The 21,454-nt window shown below is 64.5% G+C and carries 19 protein-coding genes; 17 read left to right on the forward strand and 2 right to left on the reverse strand.

Translation table 11 applies throughout. From position 1 onward, the window contains the following. The first annotated feature begins 322 nt into the window (after positions 1-322). The 12 genes from sdhC to AC1G9C_RS10180 all read left to right on the forward strand — a co-directional run bounded on the left by sdhC (position 323) and on the right by AC1G9C_RS10180 (position 14,716). The gene (gene sdhC / locus AC1G9C_RS10125; protein ID WP_177342876.1) at positions 323-709 is read left to right on the forward strand and encodes a succinate dehydrogenase, cytochrome b556 subunit; all 387 of its coding nucleotides are present in this window, start codon (positions 323-325) and stop codon (positions 707-709) included. After that, positions 703-1,071 carry a succinate dehydrogenase, hydrophobic membrane anchor protein gene (gene sdhD / locus AC1G9C_RS10130; protein ID WP_024308045.1) on the forward strand — a complete coding sequence of 123 codons (369 nt, stop codon included), beginning with the start codon at positions 703-705 and terminating at the stop codon, positions 1,069-1,071. Before sdhC ends, sdhD begins: the two co-directional genes overlap by 7 nt. A gap of 3 nt (positions 1,072-1,074) precedes the next feature. Continuing rightward, positions 1,075-2,847 carry a succinate dehydrogenase flavoprotein subunit gene (gene sdhA / locus AC1G9C_RS10135; protein WP_480410088.1) on the forward strand — a complete coding sequence of 591 codons (1,773 nt, stop codon included), beginning with the start codon at positions 1,075-1,077 and terminating at the stop codon, positions 2,845-2,847. 11 nt (positions 2,848-2,858) lie between these two features. Further along, positions 2,859-3,566: a succinate dehydrogenase iron-sulfur subunit gene (locus AC1G9C_RS10140; protein WP_480410089.1), complete on the forward strand. Its 708-nt coding sequence runs from the start codon at positions 2,859-2,861 to the stop codon at positions 3,564-3,566. Positions 3,567-3,814: 248 nt separating this feature from the next. Further along, positions 3,815-6,646 carry a 2-oxoglutarate dehydrogenase E1 component gene (locus AC1G9C_RS10145; RefSeq protein WP_480410090.1) on the forward strand — a complete coding sequence of 944 codons (2,832 nt, stop codon included), beginning with the start codon at positions 3,815-3,817 and terminating at the stop codon, positions 6,644-6,646. Positions 6,647-6,712: 66 nt separating this feature from the next. Continuing rightward, complete coding sequence (odhB, locus tag AC1G9C_RS10150) at positions 6,713-7,945, forward strand: 2-oxoglutarate dehydrogenase complex dihydrolipoyllysine-residue succinyltransferase (RefSeq protein WP_480410091.1); 1,233 nt, start codon at positions 6,713-6,715, stop codon at positions 7,943-7,945. Between the two features lie 66 nt (positions 7,946-8,011). Then, a complete protein-coding gene (gene lpdA / locus AC1G9C_RS10155; protein WP_021442501.1) occupies positions 8,012-9,448 on the forward strand; it encodes a dihydrolipoyl dehydrogenase in 1,437 nt (478 codons plus the stop codon). A gap of 245 nt (positions 9,449-9,693) precedes the next feature. Further along, entirely contained in the window at positions 9,694-10,860 is a 1,167-nt protein-coding gene (gene sucC, locus AC1G9C_RS10160) for an ADP-forming succinate--CoA ligase subunit beta (RefSeq protein WP_122107741.1), read from the forward strand. After that, positions 10,860-11,747, forward strand: coding sequence for a succinate--CoA ligase subunit alpha (gene sucD, locus AC1G9C_RS10165; protein WP_480410092.1), 888 nt, complete (start codon positions 10,860-10,862; stop codon positions 11,745-11,747). The genes sucC and sucD overlap by 1 nt, the downstream gene beginning before the upstream one ends. 430 nt (positions 11,748-12,177) lie before the next feature. Further along, complete coding sequence (brnQ, locus tag AC1G9C_RS10170; RefSeq protein ID WP_480410093.1) at positions 12,178-13,491, forward strand: branched-chain amino acid transport system II carrier protein; 1,314 nt, start codon at positions 12,178-12,180, stop codon at positions 13,489-13,491. A 101-nt stretch (positions 13,492-13,592) separates the two neighbouring features. After that, positions 13,593-14,327 carry a DUF599 domain-containing protein gene (locus AC1G9C_RS10175; protein WP_122107742.1) on the forward strand — a complete coding sequence of 245 codons (735 nt, stop codon included), beginning with the start codon at positions 13,593-13,595 and terminating at the stop codon, positions 14,325-14,327. After that, on the forward strand, positions 14,324-14,716 hold the full coding sequence (locus AC1G9C_RS10180) for an MAPEG family protein (RefSeq protein ID WP_480410094.1): 393 nt from the start codon (positions 14,324-14,326) through the stop codon (positions 14,714-14,716). The genes AC1G9C_RS10175 and AC1G9C_RS10180 overlap by 4 nt, the downstream gene beginning before the upstream one ends. Before the next feature lie 44 nt (positions 14,717-14,760). On the opposite strand, the gene AC1G9C_RS10185 is transcribed toward AC1G9C_RS10180, so the two are convergent. After that, on the reverse strand, positions 14,761-15,051 hold the full coding sequence (locus AC1G9C_RS10185; protein WP_457790475.1) for a hypothetical protein: 291 nt from the start codon (positions 15,049-15,051) through the stop codon (positions 14,761-14,763). 172 nt (positions 15,052-15,223) lie between these two features. On the opposite strand from AC1G9C_RS10185, the gene AC1G9C_RS10190 reads away from it, so the two are divergent. From AC1G9C_RS10190 to AC1G9C_RS10210, 5 genes are all read left to right on the forward strand, one after another. Next, entirely contained in the window at positions 15,224-15,703 is a 480-nt protein-coding gene (locus tag AC1G9C_RS10190) for a PaaI family thioesterase (protein ID WP_480410095.1), read from the forward strand. Then, positions 15,700-16,146, forward strand: coding sequence for a PaaI family thioesterase (locus AC1G9C_RS10195; RefSeq protein ID WP_021442493.1), 447 nt, complete (start codon positions 15,700-15,702; stop codon positions 16,144-16,146). Before AC1G9C_RS10190 ends, AC1G9C_RS10195 begins: the two co-directional genes overlap by 4 nt. A gap of 35 nt (positions 16,147-16,181) precedes the next feature. Next, the gene (locus AC1G9C_RS10200) at positions 16,182-17,429 is read left to right on the forward strand and encodes an MFS transporter (RefSeq protein WP_480410096.1); all 1,248 of its coding nucleotides are present in this window, start codon (positions 16,182-16,184) and stop codon (positions 17,427-17,429) included. Positions 17,430-17,522: 93 nt separating this feature from the next. After that, positions 17,523-19,427, forward strand: coding sequence for a molecular chaperone HtpG (gene htpG, locus AC1G9C_RS10205; RefSeq protein WP_480410097.1), 1,905 nt, complete (start codon positions 17,523-17,525; stop codon positions 19,425-19,427). Positions 19,428-19,709: 282 nt separating this feature from the next. Beyond that, positions 19,710-20,498: a dienelactone hydrolase family protein gene (locus tag AC1G9C_RS10210; RefSeq protein ID WP_397497234.1), complete on the forward strand. Its 789-nt coding sequence runs from the start codon at positions 19,710-19,712 to the stop codon at positions 20,496-20,498. Positions 20,499-20,559: 61 nt separating this feature from the next. Here the strand turns inward: AC1G9C_RS10210 and AC1G9C_RS10215 are convergent, their stop codons facing one another. Beyond that, positions 20,560-21,339: a DUF4394 domain-containing protein gene (locus tag AC1G9C_RS10215; protein ID WP_480410098.1), complete on the reverse strand. Its 780-nt coding sequence runs from the start codon at positions 21,337-21,339 to the stop codon at positions 20,560-20,562. Positions 21,340-21,454: the final 115 nt, after the last annotated feature.

Genomic DNA, 21,454 nt, shown 5'->3' on the forward strand with positions numbered 1-21,454 from the left:
ATCAGACAGCCCCCCACGCAGGGCCCGCACCACTATAGTGGGATAAATCCGAAAGTCAATTTGCGAAAACCCAGGCGGCAGAAGGGTTTCGGCGGGTTTTTCCGCGAAAAAAGGCCGCTATTTACGCCATTTGTTTAGCGCCTGCAATGCGCTTTTTGGGGTAGGCCATTGCATTGTCATTAGTCTGCTAACTGTCTATACTCTGCGCCCGACCGCCAGGGGCTTTGCGGCCATAATCATGGCGGTCGTCACTCCTTGGGTGATGGGTACCTGACCAGTGCACTTCCCAACAACTTTGCCCTGATAGTTAGGGGCTCTCAGTGTGATAAAAGCCGTGAATAGCCAACGACCTGTAAACCTAGACCTTAGGACTATCAAGCTCCCAATCACCGCTTACACGTCCATTCTGCACCGCATCTCCGGTGTCATCCTCTTTGTCGGTATCGCCATCCTGCTGTTCGGCCTCGACAAGTCGCTGACCTCCGAAGAGGGCTTCGCCCAGGTGAAAGAATGTCTGGCCAGCCCGCTGGCCAAGTTCGTGATCTGGGGTCTGCTGTCCGCTCTGCTGTACCACCTGGTGGCCGGTGTACGCCACTTGATCATGGACATGGGCATCGGCGAGACGCTGGAAGGCGGCAAGCTGGGCTCGCAAATCGTCATCGCCGTCTCGGCGGTCGTGATCGTGCTGCTGGGGGTGTGGATATGGTAACTAATGTCACGAATTTCTCGCGTTCGGGCCTCTATGACTGGATGGCGCAACGCGTTTCTGCGGTCGTTCTCGCGGCTTACACGCTGTTTCTGCTGGGCTATGTGATCTGCAATCCGGGCATGGGCTACGCCGAATGGCACGGCCTGTTCTCGCATACCGCAATGCGCATCTTCAGCCTGCTGGCCCTGGTTGCACTGAGCGTGCACGCCTGGGTCGGCATGTGGACCATCTCCACCGACTACCTGACGCCGATGGCGCTGGGCAAGTGGGCGACCGGTGTGCGTTTCCTGTTCCAGGCCGTGTGCGGCATCGCCATGTTCGCGATGTTCGTCTGGGGCGTGCAGATTCTGTGGGGTTTCTGATTCATGGCTAGCATCCGTACTCTCTCCTATGACGCCATCATCGTGGGTGGCGGCGGCGCCGGCATGCGTGCTGCGCTGCAACTGGCCCAGGGCGGTCACAAGACTGCCGTGGTCACCAAGGTGTTCCCGACCCGTTCGCACACCGTGTCCGCCCAGGGCGGTATCACCTGCGCCATCGCCTCGGCCGATCCGAACGACGACTGGCGCTGGCACATGTACGACACCGTCAAGGGCTCCGACTACATCGGTGACCAGGACGCCATCGAATACATGTGCTCCGTCGGCCCGGAAGCCGTGTTCGAGCTCGAGCACATGGGCCTGCCGTTCTCCCGTACCGAGCAGGGTCGCATCTATCAGCGTCCGTTCGGTGGCCAGTCCAAGGGTCCGGACAATCCGACCCAGGCGGCCCGTACCTGCGCTGCGGCCGACCGTACCGGTCACGCCCTGCTGCACACCCTGTACCAGGCCAACCTGAAGGCCGGCACCTCGTTCCTCAACGAGTGGTACGCCGTCGACCTGGTGAAGAACCAGGACGGCGCCATCGTCGGCATCATCGCCATCTGCATCGAGACCGGCGAAACCGTCTACATCCGTTCCAAGGCCGTGGTTCTGGCCACTGGCGGTGCCGGCCGTATCTACGCCTCCACCACCAACGCCCTGATCAACACCGGCGACGGCGTGGGCATGGCCCTGCGTGCCGGCGTGCCGGTGCAGGACATCGAAATGTGGCAGTTCCACCCGACCGGCATCGCCGGCGCCGGTGTACTGGTCACCGAAGGCTGCCGTGGCGAGGGTGGTTACCTGATCAACGCCCATGGCGAGCGCTTCATGGAGCGCTACGCACCGAACGCCAAGGACTTGGCCGGTCGCGACGTGGTCGCCCGTTCCATGGTCAAGGAAGTGATCGCCGGCAACGGCTGTGGCCCGGACAAGGACCACGTGCTGCTGAAGCTCGATCACCTCGGCGAAGAAGTGCTGCACAGCCGCCTGCCGGGCATCTGCGAACTGTCCAAGACCTTCGCTCACGTCGATCCGGTGGTCGCGCCGGTTCCGGTGATTCCGACCTGCCACTACATGATGGGCGGCGTGGCCACCAACATCCATGGCCAGGCCATCACCCAGGACGCCAACGGCGACGACAAGATCATCGAAGGTCTGTTCGCCGTGGGCGAAGTGGCCTGCGTATCGGTGCACGGTGCCAACCGTCTGGGCGGCAACTCGCTGCTCGACCTGGTGGTATTCGGCCGTGCCGCCGGCCTGCACCTGGAAAAAGCGCTGAAAGAAGGCGTGGAAGTCCGCGGTGCCAGCGAGACCGACATCGAGCAGTCGCTGGCGCGCCTGTCCGGCGTCAACCAGCGCAGCACCGGCGAAGACGTCGCCCCGCTGCGCAAAGAGCTGCAACAGTGCATGCAGAACTACTTCGGTGTATTCCGTACCGGCGAATACATGCAGAAGGGCATCCAACAACTGGCCGACCTGCGTGAGCGCATCGCGAACGTCAAGATCGCGGACAAGAGCCAGGCGTTCAACACTGCGCGTATCGAAGCGCTGGAACTGCAAAACCTGCTCGAAGTCGCCGAAGCGACCGCGGTGGCGGCCGAGGCTCGCAAAGAGTCCCGTGGCGCCCACGCTCGTGAAGACTTCGAAGAGCGCGATGACCAAAACTGGCTGTGCCACTCCCTGTACTTCCCGGGTGAGAAGCGCGTGGCCAAGCGTGCGGTCAACTTCGCGCCGAAGACCGTTCCGGCATTTGAACCCAAGGTTCGGACTTATTAAGGGTGACTGATATGTTGCAAGTCAGTGTTTATCGCTACAACCCGGAGAAGGACGCCGCTCCGTTCATGCAGGACTTCCAGGTCGACACCGGCGGCAAGGACGTCATGGTTCTCGACGTGCTGGCGCTGATCAAGGAGCAGGACGAAGGCTTCTCCTACCGTCGCTCCTGCCGTGAAGGCGTATGCGGTTCCGACGGCATGAACATCAACGGCAAGAACGGCCTGGCCTGCATCACCCCGCTGTCCGCGGCGGGGCTGAAAGGCGGCAAGCTGGTGATTCGTCCGCTGCCGGGTCTGCCGGTCATTCGTGACCTGGTCGTCGACATGAGCATCTTCTACAAGCAGTACGAGAAGGTGCAGCCGTTCCTGCAGAACGATACCCCGGCTCCGGCCATCGAGCGTCTGCAGAGCCCGGAAGAGCGCGAGAAGCTGGATGGCCTGTACGAGTGCATCCTGTGCGCCTGCTGCTCGACCAGCTGCCCGTCGTTCTGGTGGAACCCGGACAAGTTCCTCGGTCCGGCCGCGCTGCTGCAGGCCTATCGCTTCCTGGCCGACAGCCGCGACACCAAGACCGCCGAGCGTCTGGCGTCCCTGGACGATCCGTTCAGCGTGTTCCGCTGCCGCGGCATCATGAACTGCGTGAACGTGTGCCCCAAGGGTCTGAACCCGACCAAGGCCATCGGTCACGTACGCCACATGCTGCTGCAGAGCGGTACCTGATTCGCAAGTTGCTGTACCCGTAACACCTGCGAGCCCGGCTTCGGCCGGTCTCGCAGTAAAGCTAGAACCGCAGCCCACAAAGCCGCGGTTCCTACTCGAAAAATATGACGACCAGCAGGGGCATCCGGGCTGGTACCCGGACTATCTGCGGGAACCGAAGTGGCTTTATCCGAGTCGCAGCACCAGGGCTCGGGTACGACCATGCGGTGTCCACGCCGGTGGTGTCCCCTTACCGAGGGTGACCAAGCATGCAAGAAAGCGTGATGCAGCGCATGTGGGACAGTGCCCACCTATCCGGTGGCAACGCTGCCTACGTGGAAGAGCTCTACGAGCTCTACCTGCACGATCCCAACGCTGTGCCAGAAGAGTGGCGCACTTACTTCCAGAAGTTGCCGACCGACGGCAGCGCCGCAACGGACGTGTCGCATTCGACCATTCGCGACCACTTCGTCCTGCTCGCCAAGAATTCGCGTCGTGCCCAGCCGGTTTCCGCGGGAACCGTGAGCAGCGAGCACGAGAAGAAGCAGGTGGAAGTGCTGCGTCTGATCCAGGCCTATCGCGTGCGTGGCCATCAGGCCGCCCAGCTCGACCCGCTGGGGCTGTGGGTGCGCACTGCGCCGTCCGACTTGTCGATCAACCACTACGGTCTGACCGACGCCGATCTGGACACCACCTTCCGCACCGGCGAACTGTACATCGGCAAAGAGGAGGCAACGCTACGCGAAATTCGCGATGCGCTGCAGCAGACATATTGTCGCACCATCGGCGCCGAGTTCATGCACATCGTCGACTCCGGTCAGCGCCACTGGTTCGCCCAGCGCCTGGAAAGCGTGCGCGGTCGTCCGCAGTTCTCCGCCGAGGTGCGGGCACACGTGCTCGAGCGCGTCACCGCTGCCGAAGGCCTGGAAAAATACCTGGGCACCAAATACCCGGGCACCAAGCGTTTCGGCCTGGAAGGCGGCGAAAGCCTGATCCCCATGCTGGACGAGATCATCCAGCGCTCGGGTTCCTACGGCACCAAGGAAATCGTCATCGGCATGGCCCACCGCGGCCGCCTCAACGTGCTGGTCAACACCTTCGGCAAGAACCCGCGCGACCTGTTCGACGAGTTCGAGGGCAAGAAGACCGAAGGCCTGTCGTCCGGCGACGTGAAGTACCACCAGGGCTTCTCCTCCAACGTCATGACCGCCGGCGGTGAAGTGCACCTGGCGCTGGCCTTCAACCCCTCGCACCTGGAGATCGTCTCCCCGGTGGTCGAGGGTTCGGTGCGTGCCCGCCAGGATCGTCGCAACGACGCCGCTGGCGACAAGGTGCTGCCGATCTCCATCCACGGCGACGCGGCCTTCGCCGGCCAGGGCGTGGTCATGGAAACCTTCCAGATGTCGCAGACCCGTGGCTACAAGACGGGCGGCACCATCCACATCGTGATCAACAACCAGGTTGGCTTCACCACCAGCCGTCCGGAAGACTCGCGCTCGACCGAATACGCCACCGATGTGGCGAAGATGATCCAGGCGCCGATCTTCCACGTGAACGGCGACGATCCGGAGGCCGTGCTATTCGTCACCCAGCTGGCCGTCGACTACCGCATGCAGTACAAGCGCGACGTGGTCATCGACCTGGTCTGCTACCGTCGTCGTGGCCACAACGAGGCCGACGAGCCGAACGGCACCCAGCCGCTGATGTACCAGCAGATCGCCAAGCAGCGCACCACCCGCGAGCTCTACGCCGACGCCCTGGTTGCCGCCGGCGTGCAGAGCAGCGACGAGGTGCAGGCCAAGATCGACGAGTACCGCACTGCGCTGGACAACGGCCAGCACGTGGTCAAGAGCCTGGTCAAGGAGCCGAACAAGGAGCTGTTCGTCGACTGGCGTCCGTACCTGGGCCACGCCTGGACCGCGCGTCACGACACCCGCTTCGATCTGAAGACCCTGCAGGATCTGTCCGCCAAGCTGCTGGAAATCCCCGAGGGTTTCCTGGTTCAGCGCCAGGTGGCGAAGATTCTCGAGGATCGCCAGAAGATGGGCGCAGGCGGTCTGCCGATCAACTGGGGCTACGCCGAAACCATGGCCTACGCCACCCTGTTGTTCGAAGGCCACCCGATCCGCATGACCGGCCAGGACATCGGCCGTGGCACCTTCTCGCACCGTCACGCGGTGCTGCACAACCAGAAGGACGCCAGCACCTATGTGGCGCTGAAGAATCTCTACGAAGGACAGCCCAAGTTCGAGCTGTACGACTCCTTCCTCTCCGAGGAAGCGGTACTGGCCTTCGAATACGGCTACTCGACCACCGTGCCGAACGCGCTGGTGATCTGGGAAGCCCAGTTCGGCGATTTCGCCAACGGTGCCCAGGTGGTGTTCGACCAGTTCATCTCCAGCGGCGAGCACAAGTGGGGTCGTCTCTGCGGCCTGACCATGCTGCTGCCGCACGGCTACGAAGGCCAGGGCCCCGAGCACAGCTCGGCGCGCCTGGAGCGCTACCTGCAGCTGTGCGCCGAGCACAACATGCAGGTCTGCGTACCGACCACCCCGGCGCAGGTCTACCACATGCTGCGTCGCCAGGTGATCCGCCCGCTGCGCAAGCCGCTGGTGGTGCTGACGCCGAAGTCGCTGCTGCGCCACAAGCTGGCCATCTCGACTCTGGAAGACCTGGCCGAAGGCTCGTTCCAGACCGTGATCGGCGAGATCGATGCACTCGATCCGAAGAAGGTCGAGCGTCTGATCCTGTGCAGCGGCAAGGTCTACTACGACCTGCTGGAGAAGCGCCGTGCCGAGGGGCGCGAGGACATCGCCATCGTCCGTATCGAACAGCTCTACCCGTTCCCGGAAGAGGATCTGGCCGAGGTGATGGCGCCGTACAAGAACCTCAAGCACATCGTCTGGTGCCAGGAAGAGCCGATGAACCAGGGCGCCTGGTACTGCAGCCAGCACCACATGCGTCGGGTTGCCAGTGCGCACAAGAAGGCCCTGTTCCTCGAGTACGCCGGTCGCGAGGCCTCGGCCGCACCGGCTTGCGGTTACGCCTCGATGCACGCCGAACAGCAGGAAAAACTGCTGCAGGACGCCTTTACTGTTTAACGCCTTCACCCAGGGGGCGGCGGGTGTCGCCTCCTGGTAAAAACCGAATTTAAGGAAACACACACAATGGCTATCGAGATCAAAGCCCCAACCTTCCCGGAATCGGTTGCCGACGGCACCGTGGCCACCTGGCACAAGAAGCCGGGCGATGCGGTCAAGCGCGACGAGCTGATCGTCGACATCGAGACCGACAAGGTGGTGATCGAAGTGCTGGCCGAGGCCGACGGCGTCCTGGCCGAAATCGTCAAGAACGAAGGCGACACCGTGCTCTCCAACGAGCTGCTGGGCAAGCTGAGCGAAGGCGGTGCTGCCGCCGCTGCTCCGGCTGCCGCTCCGGCCGCCGCCGCTGCTGCTCCGGCTCAGGCCGCCGCCCCGGCTGCTGCTGGCGACGACGCCATCCTCTCGCCGGCCGCGCGCAAGCTGGCCGAAGAGAACGGCATCGACCCGAACAGCATCGCCGGCACCGGCAAGGGTGGCCGCGTGACCAAGGAAGACGTGGTCGCCGCCGTCGAAGCCAAGAAGAACGCCCCGGCCGCGCAGGCGCCCAAGCCTGCCGCCGCTCCGGCCGCTGCCGCTCCGGTCTTCGCCGCTGGCGACCGCACCGAGAAGCGCGTGCCGATGACCCGCCTGCGCGCCAAGATCGCCGAGCGTCTGGTCGAGGCGCAGTCCTCCATGGCCATGCTGACCACCTTCAACGAAGTCGACATGACCGAAGTCATGGCGCTGCGCGCGAAGTACAAGGAGCTGTTCGAGAAGACCCACAACGGCGTGCGCCTGGGCTTCATGTCGTTCTTCGTCAAGGCCGCTGTCGAGGCACTCAAGCGCCTGCCGGCGGTCAATGCCTCGATCGACGGCAACGACATCGTCTACCACGGCTACCAGGATATCGGCGTCGCCGTATCCAGCGACCGCGGCCTGGTGGTGCCGGTGCTGCGCAACGCCGAGCTGATGAGCCTGGCCGAGATCGAGAGCGGCATCGCCACCTTCGGCAAGAAGGCCAAAGACGGCAAGCTGTCGATCGAGGAGATGACCGGCGGTACCTTCACCATCACCAATGGCGGTACCTTTGGCTCGATGATGTCGACCCCGATCGTCAACCCGCCGCAAGCGGCCATCCTGGGGATGCACAACATCATCCAGCGTCCGATGGCGATCAACGGTCAGGTGGTGATCCGCCCGATGATGTACCTGGCGCTGTCTTACGACCACCGCCTGATCGATGGTAAGGAAGCCGTGACCTTCCTGGTGACCATCAAGAACTTGCTGGAAGACCCGGCGCGTCTGCTGCTGGATATCTAAAAGCCAGTCTCTCCCACGGCGGCCCTGTTCACAGGGCCGTCCGGTTTATTCGAGAAGGAATACGTTATGACCCAGAAATTCGACGTGGTAGTCATCGGTGCCGGCCCTGGTGGCTACGTAGCGGCCATCAAAGCAGCGCAGCTCGGTCTGAAGACCGCCTGCATCGAGAAGTACCAGGACAAGGAGGGTAAGGTCGCCCTCGGCGGTACTTGCCTGAACGTCGGCTGCATCCCGTCCAAGGCGCTGCTGGACAGCTCCTGGAAATACCACGAAGCCAAAGACGGCTTCGCCGTGCACGGCATCGAAGCCAAGGGCGTGACCATCGACGTGCCGGCCATGGTGGCGCGCAAGAACAGCATCATCAAGAACCTCACCGGTGGCGTCGCCGGCCTGTTCAAGGCCAACGGCGTGACCCTGCTCGAAGGCCACGGCAAGCTGCTGGCGAACAAGCAGGTCGAAGTCACCGACAAGGACGGCAAGACCCAGGTCATCGAAGCCGGCAACGTGATCCTGGCTTCCGGCTCGCGTCCGGTGGACATCCCGCCGGCCCCGGTCGATCAGGACGTGATCGTCGATTCCACCGGCGCCCTGGAATTCCAGAGCGTACCGAAGAAGCTGGGCGTGATCGGCGCCGGCGTGATCGGCCTGGAGCTGGGTTCGGTGTGGTCGCGCCTGGGCGCGGAAGTCACCGTGATCGAGGCGCTGGACAAGTTCCTCCCGGCTGCCGACGAGCAGATCGCCAAGGAAGCCCTGAAGACCCTGACCAAGCAGGGCCTGCAGATTCGCCTGGGCGCCCGCGTGACCGGTTCGGAAGTGAAGAAGAAGCAGGTCACCGTGAGCTTCACCGACGCCGAAGGCGAGCAGAAGCTGACCTTCGACAAGCTGATCGTGGCCGTGGGCCGCCGCCCGGTGACCACCGATCTGCTGGCCGCCGACAGCGGCGTGACCCTGGACGAGCGTGGCTTCATCTATGTCGACGACCAGTGCGCCACCAGCGTGCCGGGCGTCTACGCCATCGGTGACGTGGTGCGTGGCGCGATGCTGGCGCACAAGGCCTCGGAAGAGGGCGTGATGGTTGCCGAGCGCATCGCCGGCCACAAGGCGCAGATGAACTACGACCTGATCCCGTCGGTGATCTACACCCACCCGGAAATCGCATGGGTCGGCAAGACCGAGCAGCAGCTGAAGGCCGAAGGCGTTGCCGTCAACGTCGGCACCTTCCCGTTCGCCGCCAGCGGTCGTGCCATGGCTGCCAACGATACCGGTGGTCTGGTCAAGGTCATCGCCGATGCCAAGACCGACCGCGTGCTGGGCGTTCACGTGATCGGCCCGAGCGCGGCCGAGCTGGTGCAGCAGGGCGCGATCGGCATGGAATTTGGCACCAGCGCCGAAGACCTGGGCATGATGGTGTTCTCGCACCCGACGCTGTCCGAGGCGCTGCACGAAGCAGCCCTGGCGGTGAATGGCGGCGCCATTCACATCGCCAACCGCAAGAAGCGCTAAGCGGCAGAGGTGGCCGGCCCGTCCGGCCACGCAAGTTGTTGTAAGCCGCCGTGGTAGGCGAGGCGTCGCGTAATCGCCTCATCGCCACGGCGGTGTTTGCAAGCAGAACCACGGCGGGTGGCCCGCGTCGAGTGCTCGGCACGCGCCGCGGAAAGCCCGGCGGACTGCTCCGGCAGTCACAGGTGGCGCGGTATCACAAGTACAGCGCCGAATGCGCAATACCTAAACGAAGACGGTAGACAAGCATGAATCTCCACGAGTATCAGGGTAAGCAGCTGTTCGCTGAATACGGCCTGCCCGTATCCAAGGGCTTCGCGGTAGACACCCCGGAAGAAGCCGCAGCAGCCTGCGAAAAAATCGGTGGCACCGAGTGGGTCGTCAAGGCTCAGGTCCACGCTGGCGGCCGCGGTAAAGCGGGCGGCGTCAAACTGGTGAAGAGCAAGGAAGACGCCAAGGCCTTCGCCGCCAACTGGCTGGGTAAGCGTCTGGTGACCTACCAGACCGACGCCAACGGTCAGCCGGTCAGCAAAATCCTGGTCGAATCCTGCACCGACATCGCCAAGGAACTGTACCTGGGCGCGGTAGTGGACCGCTCCAGCCGTCGCATCGTGTTCATGGCGTCCACCGAAGGTGGCGTGGACATCGAGAAAGTGGCCCACGAAACCCCTGAGAAGATCCTCAAGGCCACCATCGATCCGCTGGTCGGCGCGCAGCCGTACCAGGGCCGCGAGCTGGCGTTCCAGCTGGGCCTGGAAGGCGATCAGATCAAGCAGTTCACCCACATCTTCGTTGGCCTGGCCAAGCTGTTCCAGGACTACGACCTGGCCCTGCTGGAAGTCAACCCGCTGGTGATCAAGGCCGACGGCAACCTGCACTGCCTGGACGCCAAGATCAACATCGACTCCAACGCCATGTACCGTCAGCCCAAGCTGCGCGCCATGCACGACCCGTCCCAGGACGATCCGCGTGAAGCCCATGCGCAGAAGTGGGAACTGAACTACGTCGCGCTGGAAGGCAACATCGGCTGCATGGTCAACGGCGCTGGCCTGGCCATGGGCACCATGGACATCGTCAACCTGCACGGCGGCAAGCCGGCCAACTTCCTCGACGTAGGCGGTGGCGCGACCAAGGAACGCGTGACCGAAGCGTTCAAGATCATCCTCTCCGACAGCAATGTCAAAGCCGTTCTGGTCAACATCTTCGGCGGCATCGTGCGCTGCGACATGATTGCCGAAGGCATCATCGGCGCGGTCAAAGAAGTCGGCGTGAAGATTCCGGTGGTCGTCCGTCTGGAAGGCAACAACGCCGACCTGGGCGCCAAGGTCCTGGCCGACAGCGGTCTGAACATCATCGCGGCAACCAGCCTGACCGACGCTGCCCAGCAGGTCGTCAAGGCCGCGGAGGGTAAGTAATGAGCATCCTGATCAACAAAGACACCAAGGTCATCTGCCAGGGCTTCACCGGCTCGCAGGGCACCTTCCACTCCGAACAGGCCATCGCCTACGGCACCAAGATGGTCGGCGGCGTGACCCCGGGCAAGGGTGGCAGCACTCACCTGGGCCTGCCGGTGTTCAACACCGTCAAGGAAGCCGTGGAAGCCACCGGCGCCGAAGCGTCGGTGATCTACGTGCCGGCGCCGTTCTGCAAGGACTCGATCCTGGAAGCGGCCAACGGCGGCATCAAGCTGATCGTCTGCATCACCGAAGGCATCCCGACCATCGACATGCTGGAAGCCAAGGTCAAGTGCGACGAGCTGGGCGTACGCCTGATCGGCCCGAACTGCCCGGGCGTGATCACTCCCGGCGAGTGCAAGATCGGCATCATGCCGGGTCACATCCACCTGCCAGGCAAAGTCGGCATCGTGTCCCGTTCGGGCACCCTGACCTACGAAGCCGTGAAGCAGACCACCGACGCCGGCTTCGGCCAGTCCACCTGCGTGGGCATCGGCGGCGACCCCATCCCAGGCTCCAACTTCATCGATATCCTCAAGCTGTTCCAGGAAGATCCGAAGACCGAAGCGATCGTCATGATCGGTGAGATCGGCGGTTCGGCCGAGGAAGAAGCGGCGGCCTTCATCAAGGCCAACGTCACCAAGCCGGTGGTTTCCTACATCGCTGGTGTGACCGCTCCGCCCGGCAAGCGCATGGGCCACGCTGGCGCCATCATCTCCGGCGGCAAGGGCACTGCAGACGAGAAATTCGCTGCGCTGCAGGACGCCGGTGTGAAGACCGTGCGTTCCCTGGCCGACATCGGCAAGGCCCTGGCCGAGCTGACCGGTTGGGAAGTCAAGAAGGCCTAAGCCTTCGTTGACTCTGCGCAAAAAGGCCACCTTCGGGTGGCCTTTTTGTTTGCGCCCGTTCCTGCTGCCTGTCGATGCTGCGCAGATTCGGGTAGGGGCGGATACATCCGCGAAGCTCGCAGCGAAATCGCGAATACCGCGGAACGCCGCCCTTCGCTCCTGCAGGAAGGCAGGCGGGCAGGGCAGTTGTCGCCGGAGTCGTGCAACTGTCGGGCATGCGACAGCGAGTTACGCCAGTTCGACAGCTCGTCCGGCGACTGTGCTGCTATCGCGCAAATTTCGTTAGTATCGCAACTATCCGGTGTCCGCGGCGCCACAAGCGCCTGGCGATGCCTGCAGTGGTTCGAGCCAAACGCTCGGGCGACGTTTCCCCGATCCCTGAAGGAAACCCCCGCAACTCTTCGATTTCCTGCTTGTGGTATTCCCCTTTATGACTCGTTTGCAAGGCTCGGACCTCCTGGCCCTCGGCTTCATGACATTCGCGCTGTTTCTCGGCGCCGGCAACATCATCTTTCCGCCCAGCGCCGGTCTGGCGGCGGGCGAGAACCTGCTGCCAGCGGCGCTGGGCTTTCTGCTCACCGGCGTCGGCCTGCCGCTGCTCACCGTGGTCGCCCTGGCCCGCGTCGGCGGCGGCATGGAGCGCCTGACCGCGCCCATCGGCAAGCTCGCCGGCGCCGTTCTGGCGGTGGCGGTGTACCTGGCCATCGGCCCGCTGTTCGCCACTCCGCGCACCGCCGTGGTGTCCTTCGAGATGGGCGTGGCGCCCTTCACCGGCAACGAGGGCCTGCCGCTGCTGCTCTATACCCTGGCCTATTTCGCCGCCGTGCTGTTCCTCTCGCTCAACCCCGGGCAACTGGTCGACCGCATCGGCAAGTACATCACCCCGGTGCTGCTGGCGGCATTGCTGGTGCTGGGCGGCGCGGCGCTGTTCGCGCCGGCCGGCGAGATCGGCACGGTGGCCGACAGCTACCGCGAGGCGCCGCTGGTGCAGGGCTTCCTGCAGGGCTACCTGACCATGGACACCCTCGGCGCGCTGGTGTTCGGCATCGTCATCGCCAGCGCCATCCGCGACCGCGGCGTCAGCGACGCCGGCCTGATCACCCGTTACTCGGTGATCGCCGGGGTGATCGCCGCCATCGGCCTGTCGCTGGTCTATCTGGCGCTGTTCTACCTCGGTGCCACCAGCCAGGGCATTGCCGGCGATGCGCAGAACGGCGTGCAGGTGCTGACCTCTTACGTGCAGCACACCTTCGGCACCCCCGGCAGCCTGCTGCTGGCGGTGGTCATCACCCTGGCCTGCCTGACCACCGCGGTGGGCCTGTTGACCGCCTGCGGCGAGTTCTTCAGCAACCTGCTGCCGGTGTCCTACCGCAGCGTGGTGATCGTCTTCGGTCTGTTCAGCCTGGGCGTGGCCAACCAGGGGCTGACCCAGTTGATCAGCGTCTCGGTGCCGGTGCTGGTGGGCCTCTATCCGCTGGCCATCGTGCTGGTGGCGCTGAGCCTGGCCAATCGCCTGTGGGTCTCGCAGTCGCTGGTGTTCGTGCCGGTGATGGCGGTGACCCTGGTGTTCGGCCTGGCCGACGGCATCGCCGCTGCGGGCTGGAGCGAGCAGGTGCCGGCCTGGTTCGGCCAACTGCCGCTGGCCGATCAGAGCCTGGGCTGGCTGCTGCCGGTGCTGGTGACCCTGGTGCTGGCCGCGGCGCTCGACCGGCTGCTGGCCCTGCGCCAGCCGGCTGCGGCCTGAGTCGCCAGCGCCACCAGAGGCCGCCCACGAGGCGGCCTTTTTCTTGGGCAACCGCCGGGGTGCCCTGGCTATAATCGCCGCCAGTCCTACAAGGAGTTGGCATGCCCATCAGCGATTATTACTTGCCCCATCTACTGGCTGCGCTCTGGTTCGTCGTCTGCTGGGCCGGCTACACCCGCTATGCGTTGTGGAAGGGCCGCGCCACGCCCTGTCTGGCCAGTGTGTTGCACCTGTACCGGGAAGACTGGATGCGCCGCATGCTGTTGCGCGACAACCGCATCGCCGACGCCAACGTGATCGGCAACCTGGAGCGCAACGCCTCCTTCTTCGCCTCCAGCACCCTGATTATCCTCGCCGGCATCCTCACCGTGCTCGGCGCCTCCGACCGCGCGCTGTCGCTGCTGGCCGACCTGCCGTTCGTGCAACCGGCCAGCCGCGAGCTGTCGGAGGTCAAGCTGCTGTGCCTGGGGGTGGTGTTCGTCTACGCCTTCTTCACCTTCAGCTGGTGCATGCGCCAGTACAACTTCGCCGCGGTGCTGGTCGGTTCGGCGCCCATGGTCGGCGAACGGCACGTCACCGAGCAGGAGCGCAAGGCCTTCGCCGAGCGCACCGCGCGGGTCATCTCGATGGCCGCCAACCAGTTCAACCAGGGGCTGCGCGCCTACTACTTCGGCATGGCGACCCTGGCCTGGTTCATCAACCCCTGGTTCTTCATGCTGGTCAGCGCCGGCGTGGTGCTGGTGCTGTATCGCCGCGAATTCCACTCGGATGTGCTGGAAGTGATGGTCTACACCCCAACGCCGGCCGCCGAAGTGGCCAAGGAGAAGAGCGAATGAGTCTGCCGTTCTGGTGCGTCTTCATCAGCGCCCTGCTGATTTTCATCGCCAAGGCCCCGGTGGCCAAGGCGATGGCCGAGGAGGGTAGCGGGCGCTACGACAACCGTCATCCGCGTACCCAGCAGAACCGCCTGACGGGCTTCGGCGCGCGCGCCCTGGCTGCCCACCAGAACAGTTTCGAGGCCTTCCCGCTGTTCGCCGTCGGCGTGTTGATGGCCCACGTGACCCAGAACTACGGGGTGCTGGTGGATGTGCTGGCGGTGACCTTCGTGGTCAGTCGGGTGCTGTACCTGCTGTGCTATTGGTACGACCTGCACTGGCAGCGCAGCCTGATCTGGGTGGTCGGCTTGCTGTGCAGTCTGTTGTTGATGCTCAGCCCGGCGCTGTAAAAGAAAAAGGCCCGCATTGGCGGGCCTTTTTCGTTACTCGGGCCTTACTGGCCTTCGACGGCGTCCTTGGCTTCGTCGCCGGCCTCTTCGATGGCATCGGCGGCGTCTTCGGCGGCGTCCTGAATTTTTTCGCCAGTGGTCGGCTCGGTGCCCATCACTTCGTCGGCTTTCTGTTCGATGGCGTCACCGGTTTCCTTGGCGGCGTCGCCCAGGTTCTCCATGGCCTCGGAGGCTGACTCCTTGGCCGACTCCATCTTGTCTTCCGGGGTCTTCTCGCAGGCGGCGAGACCCAGGGTAGCGGCAAGCAGCAGGGCATAAGTCAGGGGTTTGTTCACGGTCGGCACTCCATGTGTGGAAGTTATAGGCGGCTGGGGTGATCCCATGCGCACCCCGTTGGAGCGAGCGGACGCGCTTAAGTTCCCGGTGCGTCTCGCCGGCCTTGGCCGGGCGGGGCCGCGAGGCGTTATCATGCGCAGCCTTTTCCCGTGAAGCAGTAGGGTCGTAGTGATGAGCGAGCAGTCGATTCAGGCGCGGGCGCAGCGGTTTCTCGCCGCCTTGCGTCATTGTCAGGTGCTGGGCATGCGCGTGGAGGCGGCCGACAGCCGGGGACTGACCCTGCGTCTGCCGCACAGCGCACATATAGTCGGCAACCCGGACAGCGGCGTGATCCACGGCGGCGCCATCACCACGCTGATGGACACCACCTGCGGCATCTCCACCGTCTGCGTGCTGCCGGAGTTCGAGATCTGCCCGACCCTGGACCTGCGCATCGACTACATGCACCCGGCCGAGCCCGGCAAGGACGTGTTCGGTTTCGCCGAGTGCTACCGGGTCACCCCCAACGTCATCTTTACCCGCGGCTACGCCTACCAGGACGATCCCGAGCAGCCCATCGCCCACGTGGTCGGTGCCTTCATGCGTATGGGCAAGGCCGTGCAGGGTGGCGGCGAGCTGAAGCAGAACATCCAGCAGGGCGGTGCGGCATGAGCGAACTGAACCTGGAGCAACTGGTGGCCCGCGCCCACCAGCAGAACGACTACGACCCGCTGATCAACCTGATCCCCTACGCCAAGCTGCTCGGCATCGAGTGCCTGCGCCTGGGCGAGGACATGGTGTTTCGCCTGCCGGCCAACCGCGACTGCATCGGCAACCCGGTGCTGCCGGCGCTGCACGGCGGGGTGATCGCCGGCTTCATGGAACATGCCGCCATGCTCCATCTGCTGATGTTCATGGGCATCCCACATTTGCCGAAAATCATCGACTTCTCGATAGATTACCTGCGCGCCGGTCATTATCGTGACACCTACGCGCAGTGCCAGGTCTGGCGCCAGGGCCGGCGGGTCGCCAACGTGGCGATCACCGCCTGGCAGACCACCCAGACCGAGCCGATCGCCACCGCCCGCGCCCATTTCAAGGTCGACGAGCCTTAACGCAGCGCGCCGCAATAACGACAAGGAACCTGTGGATGGATGCGTTGCTGATAATCGGTGGCCTGCTGTTGATGCTGGCCGGTCTGGTCTGGCTGGTGATGCGGGCATTCGCCACCAGCCTGCTGTGGGGCTGGGGTAGCCTGATCCCGCCGCTGACCCTGATCTACCTGCTGCGCCACTGGACTCGCGCGCGCAGCGCCGTGGCGCTGATCGGCCTGGGGGTGATTCCCCTGGTGGTCGGCCTGACCCTGCTGGCGGCCAAGGACGCCGAGCGCCTGGCGGCGATCATGCGCCTGGACTGGCTCAAGCCCGAGGTACAGGTGCCGGCCGAGCTGGCCATCGAGCTGCGCGGCGAGCTCAACGGCCAGCCGTTCCGCCCGCAACAGGGCGAGCTGATCGACGGCGTGCTCAGCCTGCGCGAGGGCCTGGATTTCTTCGCCCAGCGCGAGCTGAACATCCGCCTGCCCCAGCCGGTCAGCGGCGCGCTGCGCCTCGACGTACTGCCGCAGGACGGCGGCAACCTGCCGGAGGTGGAGCTGAGTTGGCTGCTGCCGGAGCAGGACCTGCCCGAGGCGCGGCGCCTGAGCCGCGGCTATACCCTGCACCTGGATCTGCAACCGCAGGCGCCGAACCGCCTGGTCGGCGATTTCCACCTGGTGCTGCCGCCGCGTTTCAAGACCAGCCTGAGCGGCCGCGTGGAGCTGTACAGCGACCGCCTGCGTTATGAGGACGGCGAAGTCGACCGCCGTTTCGACTCGCGCGACACCATCGCCTATGTGCTGCACGACTACCTGCAGCGGCGTTTCGCCAGCCGCGACGTGCGCGAGCTGAAACTGCCGCCCTTTACCTTCGACGGCGACGAGCTGGAGTTGCCGGTCGAAGCTGTGATCGACGGGCGTGCCGAGCGTCTGCCGATCCGCCTGAGCAAGCGCGACCAGCAGGGCTGGGCAGTGCTTGGCGATCGCTTTCCGCCGCTGCCGACGCTGGCTGCGGCGCCGCCGGCCGCGCAGCCCGAGGCGCAGCCGGTGGAGGAGCGCCTCAGCCGACCGCTCGACCGCCGCCAGCGCTTCAGCCTGGCGCGCCTGCAGCGCAACCCCGAGCAGTACCGCAACCTCAGCATGCGCCTGAGCAAGGCCAGCGGCGGCACGGTGGAGGGGCGCTTCGTCGGCATCGACGCCGACGGCAGCATCCGCCTCAACCAGCAGCTGGGCAGCGGCGCCGGCCAGGCCAGCTTCAGCTTCAAGCCGCAGGAAATCGGCCGCCTCGAATTGCTCGAGCCCTGATTCCGCCAAGCCCTTGAAATCCATCGCTCTGCCCCCACCTGTAGGACATCCGCCGCGTTAGTGGCTTAGTCCTGCATGTGGAGTTAGACGACCATGAGTGTGGAAACTCAAAAAGAAACCCTGGGCTTCCAGACCGAGGTGAAGCAGCTGCTGCACCTGATGATCCATTCGCTGTACTCGAACAAGGAAATCTTCCTGCGCGAGCTGATTTCCAACGCCTCCGATGCCGCCGACAAGCTGCGCTTCGAGGCGCTGGCCAAGCCCGAGCTGCTCGAAGGCGGCGATCCGCTGAAGATCCGCCTGTCCTTCGACAAGGACGCCAAGACCGTCACCCTCGAAGACAACGGCATCGGCATGAGCCGCGAGGAAGTCATCGCGCACCTGGGCACCATCGCCAAGTCCGGCACCGCCGACTTCCTCAAGAACCTCTCCGGCGACCAGAAGAAGGACTCGCACCTGATCGGTCAGTTCGGCGTGGGCTTCTATTCGGCCTTTATCGTCGCCGACAAGGTGGACGTGTTCAGCCGCCGTGCCGGCGCCCCGGCTAGCGAGGGCGTGCACTGGTCGAGCAAGGGCGAGGGCGAGTTCGAGGTCGCCACCATCGACAAGGCCGAGCGCGGTACCCGCATCGTCCTGCACCTGAAAAGCGGCGAGGAAGAGTTCGCCGACGGCTGGCGCCTGCGCAATATCGTCAAGAAGTACTCCGACCATATCGCCCTGCCCATCGAGCTGCCGAAAGAGCATTACGGCGAAGACAAGGACAAGCCGGCCGAGCCGGAGTGGGAAACCGTCAACCGCGCCAGCGCGCTGTGGACCCGCCCGCGCAGCGAGGTCAAGGACGAGGAATACCAGGAGTTCTACAAGCACGTCGCCCACGACTTCGAGAACCCGCTGAGCTGGAGCCACAACAAGGTCGAGGGCAAGCTGGAATACAGCTCGCTGCTCTACGTGCCGGGCCGCGCGCCGTTCGACCTGTACCACCGCGAAGCGCCCAAGGGCCTCAAGCTCTATGTGCAGCGCGTGTTCATCATGGACCAGGCCGACGAGTTCCTGCCGCTGTACCTGCGCTTTATCAAGGGCGTGGTGGATTCCAACGACCTGTCGTTGAACGTGTCGCGCGAGATCCTGCAGAAGGATCCGGTGATCGACTCGATGAAGTCGGCGCTGACCAAGCGCGTGCTGGACATGCTGGAGAAGCTGGCCAAGGACAAGCCGGAGGACTACAAGACCTTCTGGAAGGCCTTCGGCCAGGTGCTCAAGGAAGGCCCGGCGGAAGACTTTGCCAACAAGGAGAAGATCGCCGGTCTGTTGCGCTTCGCCTCCACCGCAGGCGAGGGCGACGAGCAGTCGGTAGCGCTGGCCGACTACATGGGCCGGGTCAAGGAAGGTCAGGACAAGATCTACTACCTGACCGGCGAATCCTACGCGCAGATCAAGAACAGCCCGCACCTGGAGGTGTTCCGCAAGAAGGGCATCGAGGTGCTGCTGCTCACCGACCGCATCGACGAGTGGCTGATGAGCTACCTGACCGAGTTCGACGGCAAGCAGTTCGTCGACGTGGCCCGTGGCGACCTGGACCTGGGCAAGCTGGACTCGGAAGAGGACAAGAAGGCCCAGGAAGAAGTGGCCAAGGCCAAGGAAGGGCTGATCGAGCGTCTGAAAGGCGCGCTGGGCGAGCAGGTCAAGGAAGTGCGCGTGTCGCATCGCCTGACCGACTCGCCGGCGATCCTCGCCATCGGCGAGCAGGACCTGGGTCTGCAGATGCGCCAGATCCTCGAGGCCAGCGGGCAGAAGGTGCCGGAATCCAAGCCGATCTTCGAGTTCAACCCCGGCCATCCGCTGATCGAGCGCCTGGATGCCGAGGCCGACGAGGACCGTTTCGTCGACCTGTCGCACATCCTCTTCGACCAGGCCGCGCTGGCCGCCGGCTACAGCCTGAAGGATCCGGCCGCCTACGTGCAGCGCTTGAACAAGCTGCTGGTGGAGCTGTCCGCCTGACTGGCCAAGCAGTAGAAAAGCCCGCTTCGGCGGGCTTTTTTTATGGTTCTGCGCATTTTTGCGCAAAGGGTAAGCGTGACAAACGAGCCAGTGCTGCAGATGGCGCAAGCTCGCGCTCCGCTCCCGCCAGGCGCTAGCTCCAGCTCCTGCGGATCAAGGCACGCTGGACCGAGTTGCACGCACTCTGACACGTCCTGTGTAAAACCCGTGCGCCAGCGGCTTGGTCATCGCCGGTTGCAGGACTATGTTTAGGGGCCAACCCTTGCGAAGGAAGGCCTCGCCATGCAGAAGAAGACACTGGTTCCCCTGTTGTGCGCCGCATTCGCCGGTCTTGCCGACGCGGCTGTCGTGACCAAGACGATTGCCTACGAGATCGAAGGCGAAGCCTTCGAAGGCGTGCTGGTATACGACGACTCGGTGACTACGCCGCGTCCGGGGCTGCTCGCCGTGCCCAACTGGATGGGGGTGAACGAGGACACCGTGGCCAAGGCCGCCCGTGCTGCAGGCGACAAGTACGTGGTGTTCGTCGCCGACATGTACGGCAAGTCGATTCGTCCGAGCAACGCCGAAGAAGCGGGTGCCGCGGCCACTGCCGTGCGCGCCGATCGCCCGCTGATGCGCAAGCGCGCCCAGGCGGCGGTCGAGGTGCTCAAGGCGCAGAGCGGTGAGGTGGCGCTGGATCTCGACAAGCTCGGCGCCATCGGCTTCTGCTTCGGTGGCGGCACGGTGCTGGAGCTCGCGCGTTCGGGCGCGCCGCTCAAGGGTTTCGTGTCCTTCCACGGCAACCTGGACACGCCCAACCCGAGTGATGCGAAGAACATCCAGGCGCCGGTGCTGGTGCTGCACGGTGCCGATGATCCGGCCGTGCCGCAGGCTCAGGTCGACGGCTTCATCGCCGAAATGAAGGCGGCCAAGACCGACTGGCAACTGGTCAGCTACGGGGGCGCGGTGCACTCGTTCACCAATCCCAAGGCCAACGTGCCGGGACGCAACGAATATCACCCGGTGGTGGCCGCGCGGGCATTCAAGGCGATGAACGATCTGTTCGACGAGGTGTTCGCCGAGCAGTGACCGCGGGTTTACCACGCGTTGAACGAAAGGCTGCGCCCAGTGGGCGCAGCCTTTTTTCATCTTACTTCGCGGGCAGTACGGCGATATCGATGATGCCGTCCGGCAGGTCGGCGATGTCGCCCAGAGTGCTCGGCTTGCCGCTGGCCAGATCGAGCTGATGCAGGGTCTTGCCGGTCAGCACGTAGGCGGTGTTGCCACCTTCGCCATCGCTGGCGATGTCCATGGCGGCCGCCTCGAGGCCATCGGCGACCTTGCCGACCAGTTGCTGCACGCCGTCGTTCGGCGGGTTCTGCAGCATCAGGCCGGCGCTGGCCAGGTCGATGTTGTACAGCGCGGTGCTCTGCGTGCCGGCATAGGCGTTGGTGTAGGCACCGGCGACCACCTTGGGCTGCTGGCCGGCGTAGGGGCCGTCGGTGGCATAGGCGAGCTTGCCGTCCACGACCACTTCACCGGTATCGACATTCACCCGCAGGCTGGTGCCGTCCGGGCCGAGCAGGCGCAGGCGGTCGGCCACCGGGTTGAAGTCGACCACGGCCTGGCCGCTGCCAGCCAGTGCGGTTTGCAGTTTGCTGCCTGCAGTCGCCTTACCGCTGGCGGCGTCGAGGGTGTAGAGCCGATCGGCGCCGCTCAAGGCATAGAGCTGGCCGCTGGCCGGGCGCACATCCAGGCCGCGCAGGTCGCTGGCGCCGCTGACCGCCATGCTGGCGCTGACCTTGAGGCTGGCGACATCGACCTTGTACAGCGTGCCATCGGCGCTCAGCGCGAGCAGTTCGGTGGCGCTGGCGGCACCTGCGCCCAGGGTCAGCAGGCCGGCGGTGCAGAGGGTAGTGATGCGTTTCATGTGGGTTCCTCGTGAAGGTTTCAGCATCGAGACGAAACCGGCTGGCCGGTTTCGCAGGTGCCTCGACGAAACACCTGTGAGCTATACCCGCGAGGAATGGAGCTGGATGTCGGCG

Source organism: Pseudomonas sp. ABa2, from assembly GCF_056676075.1.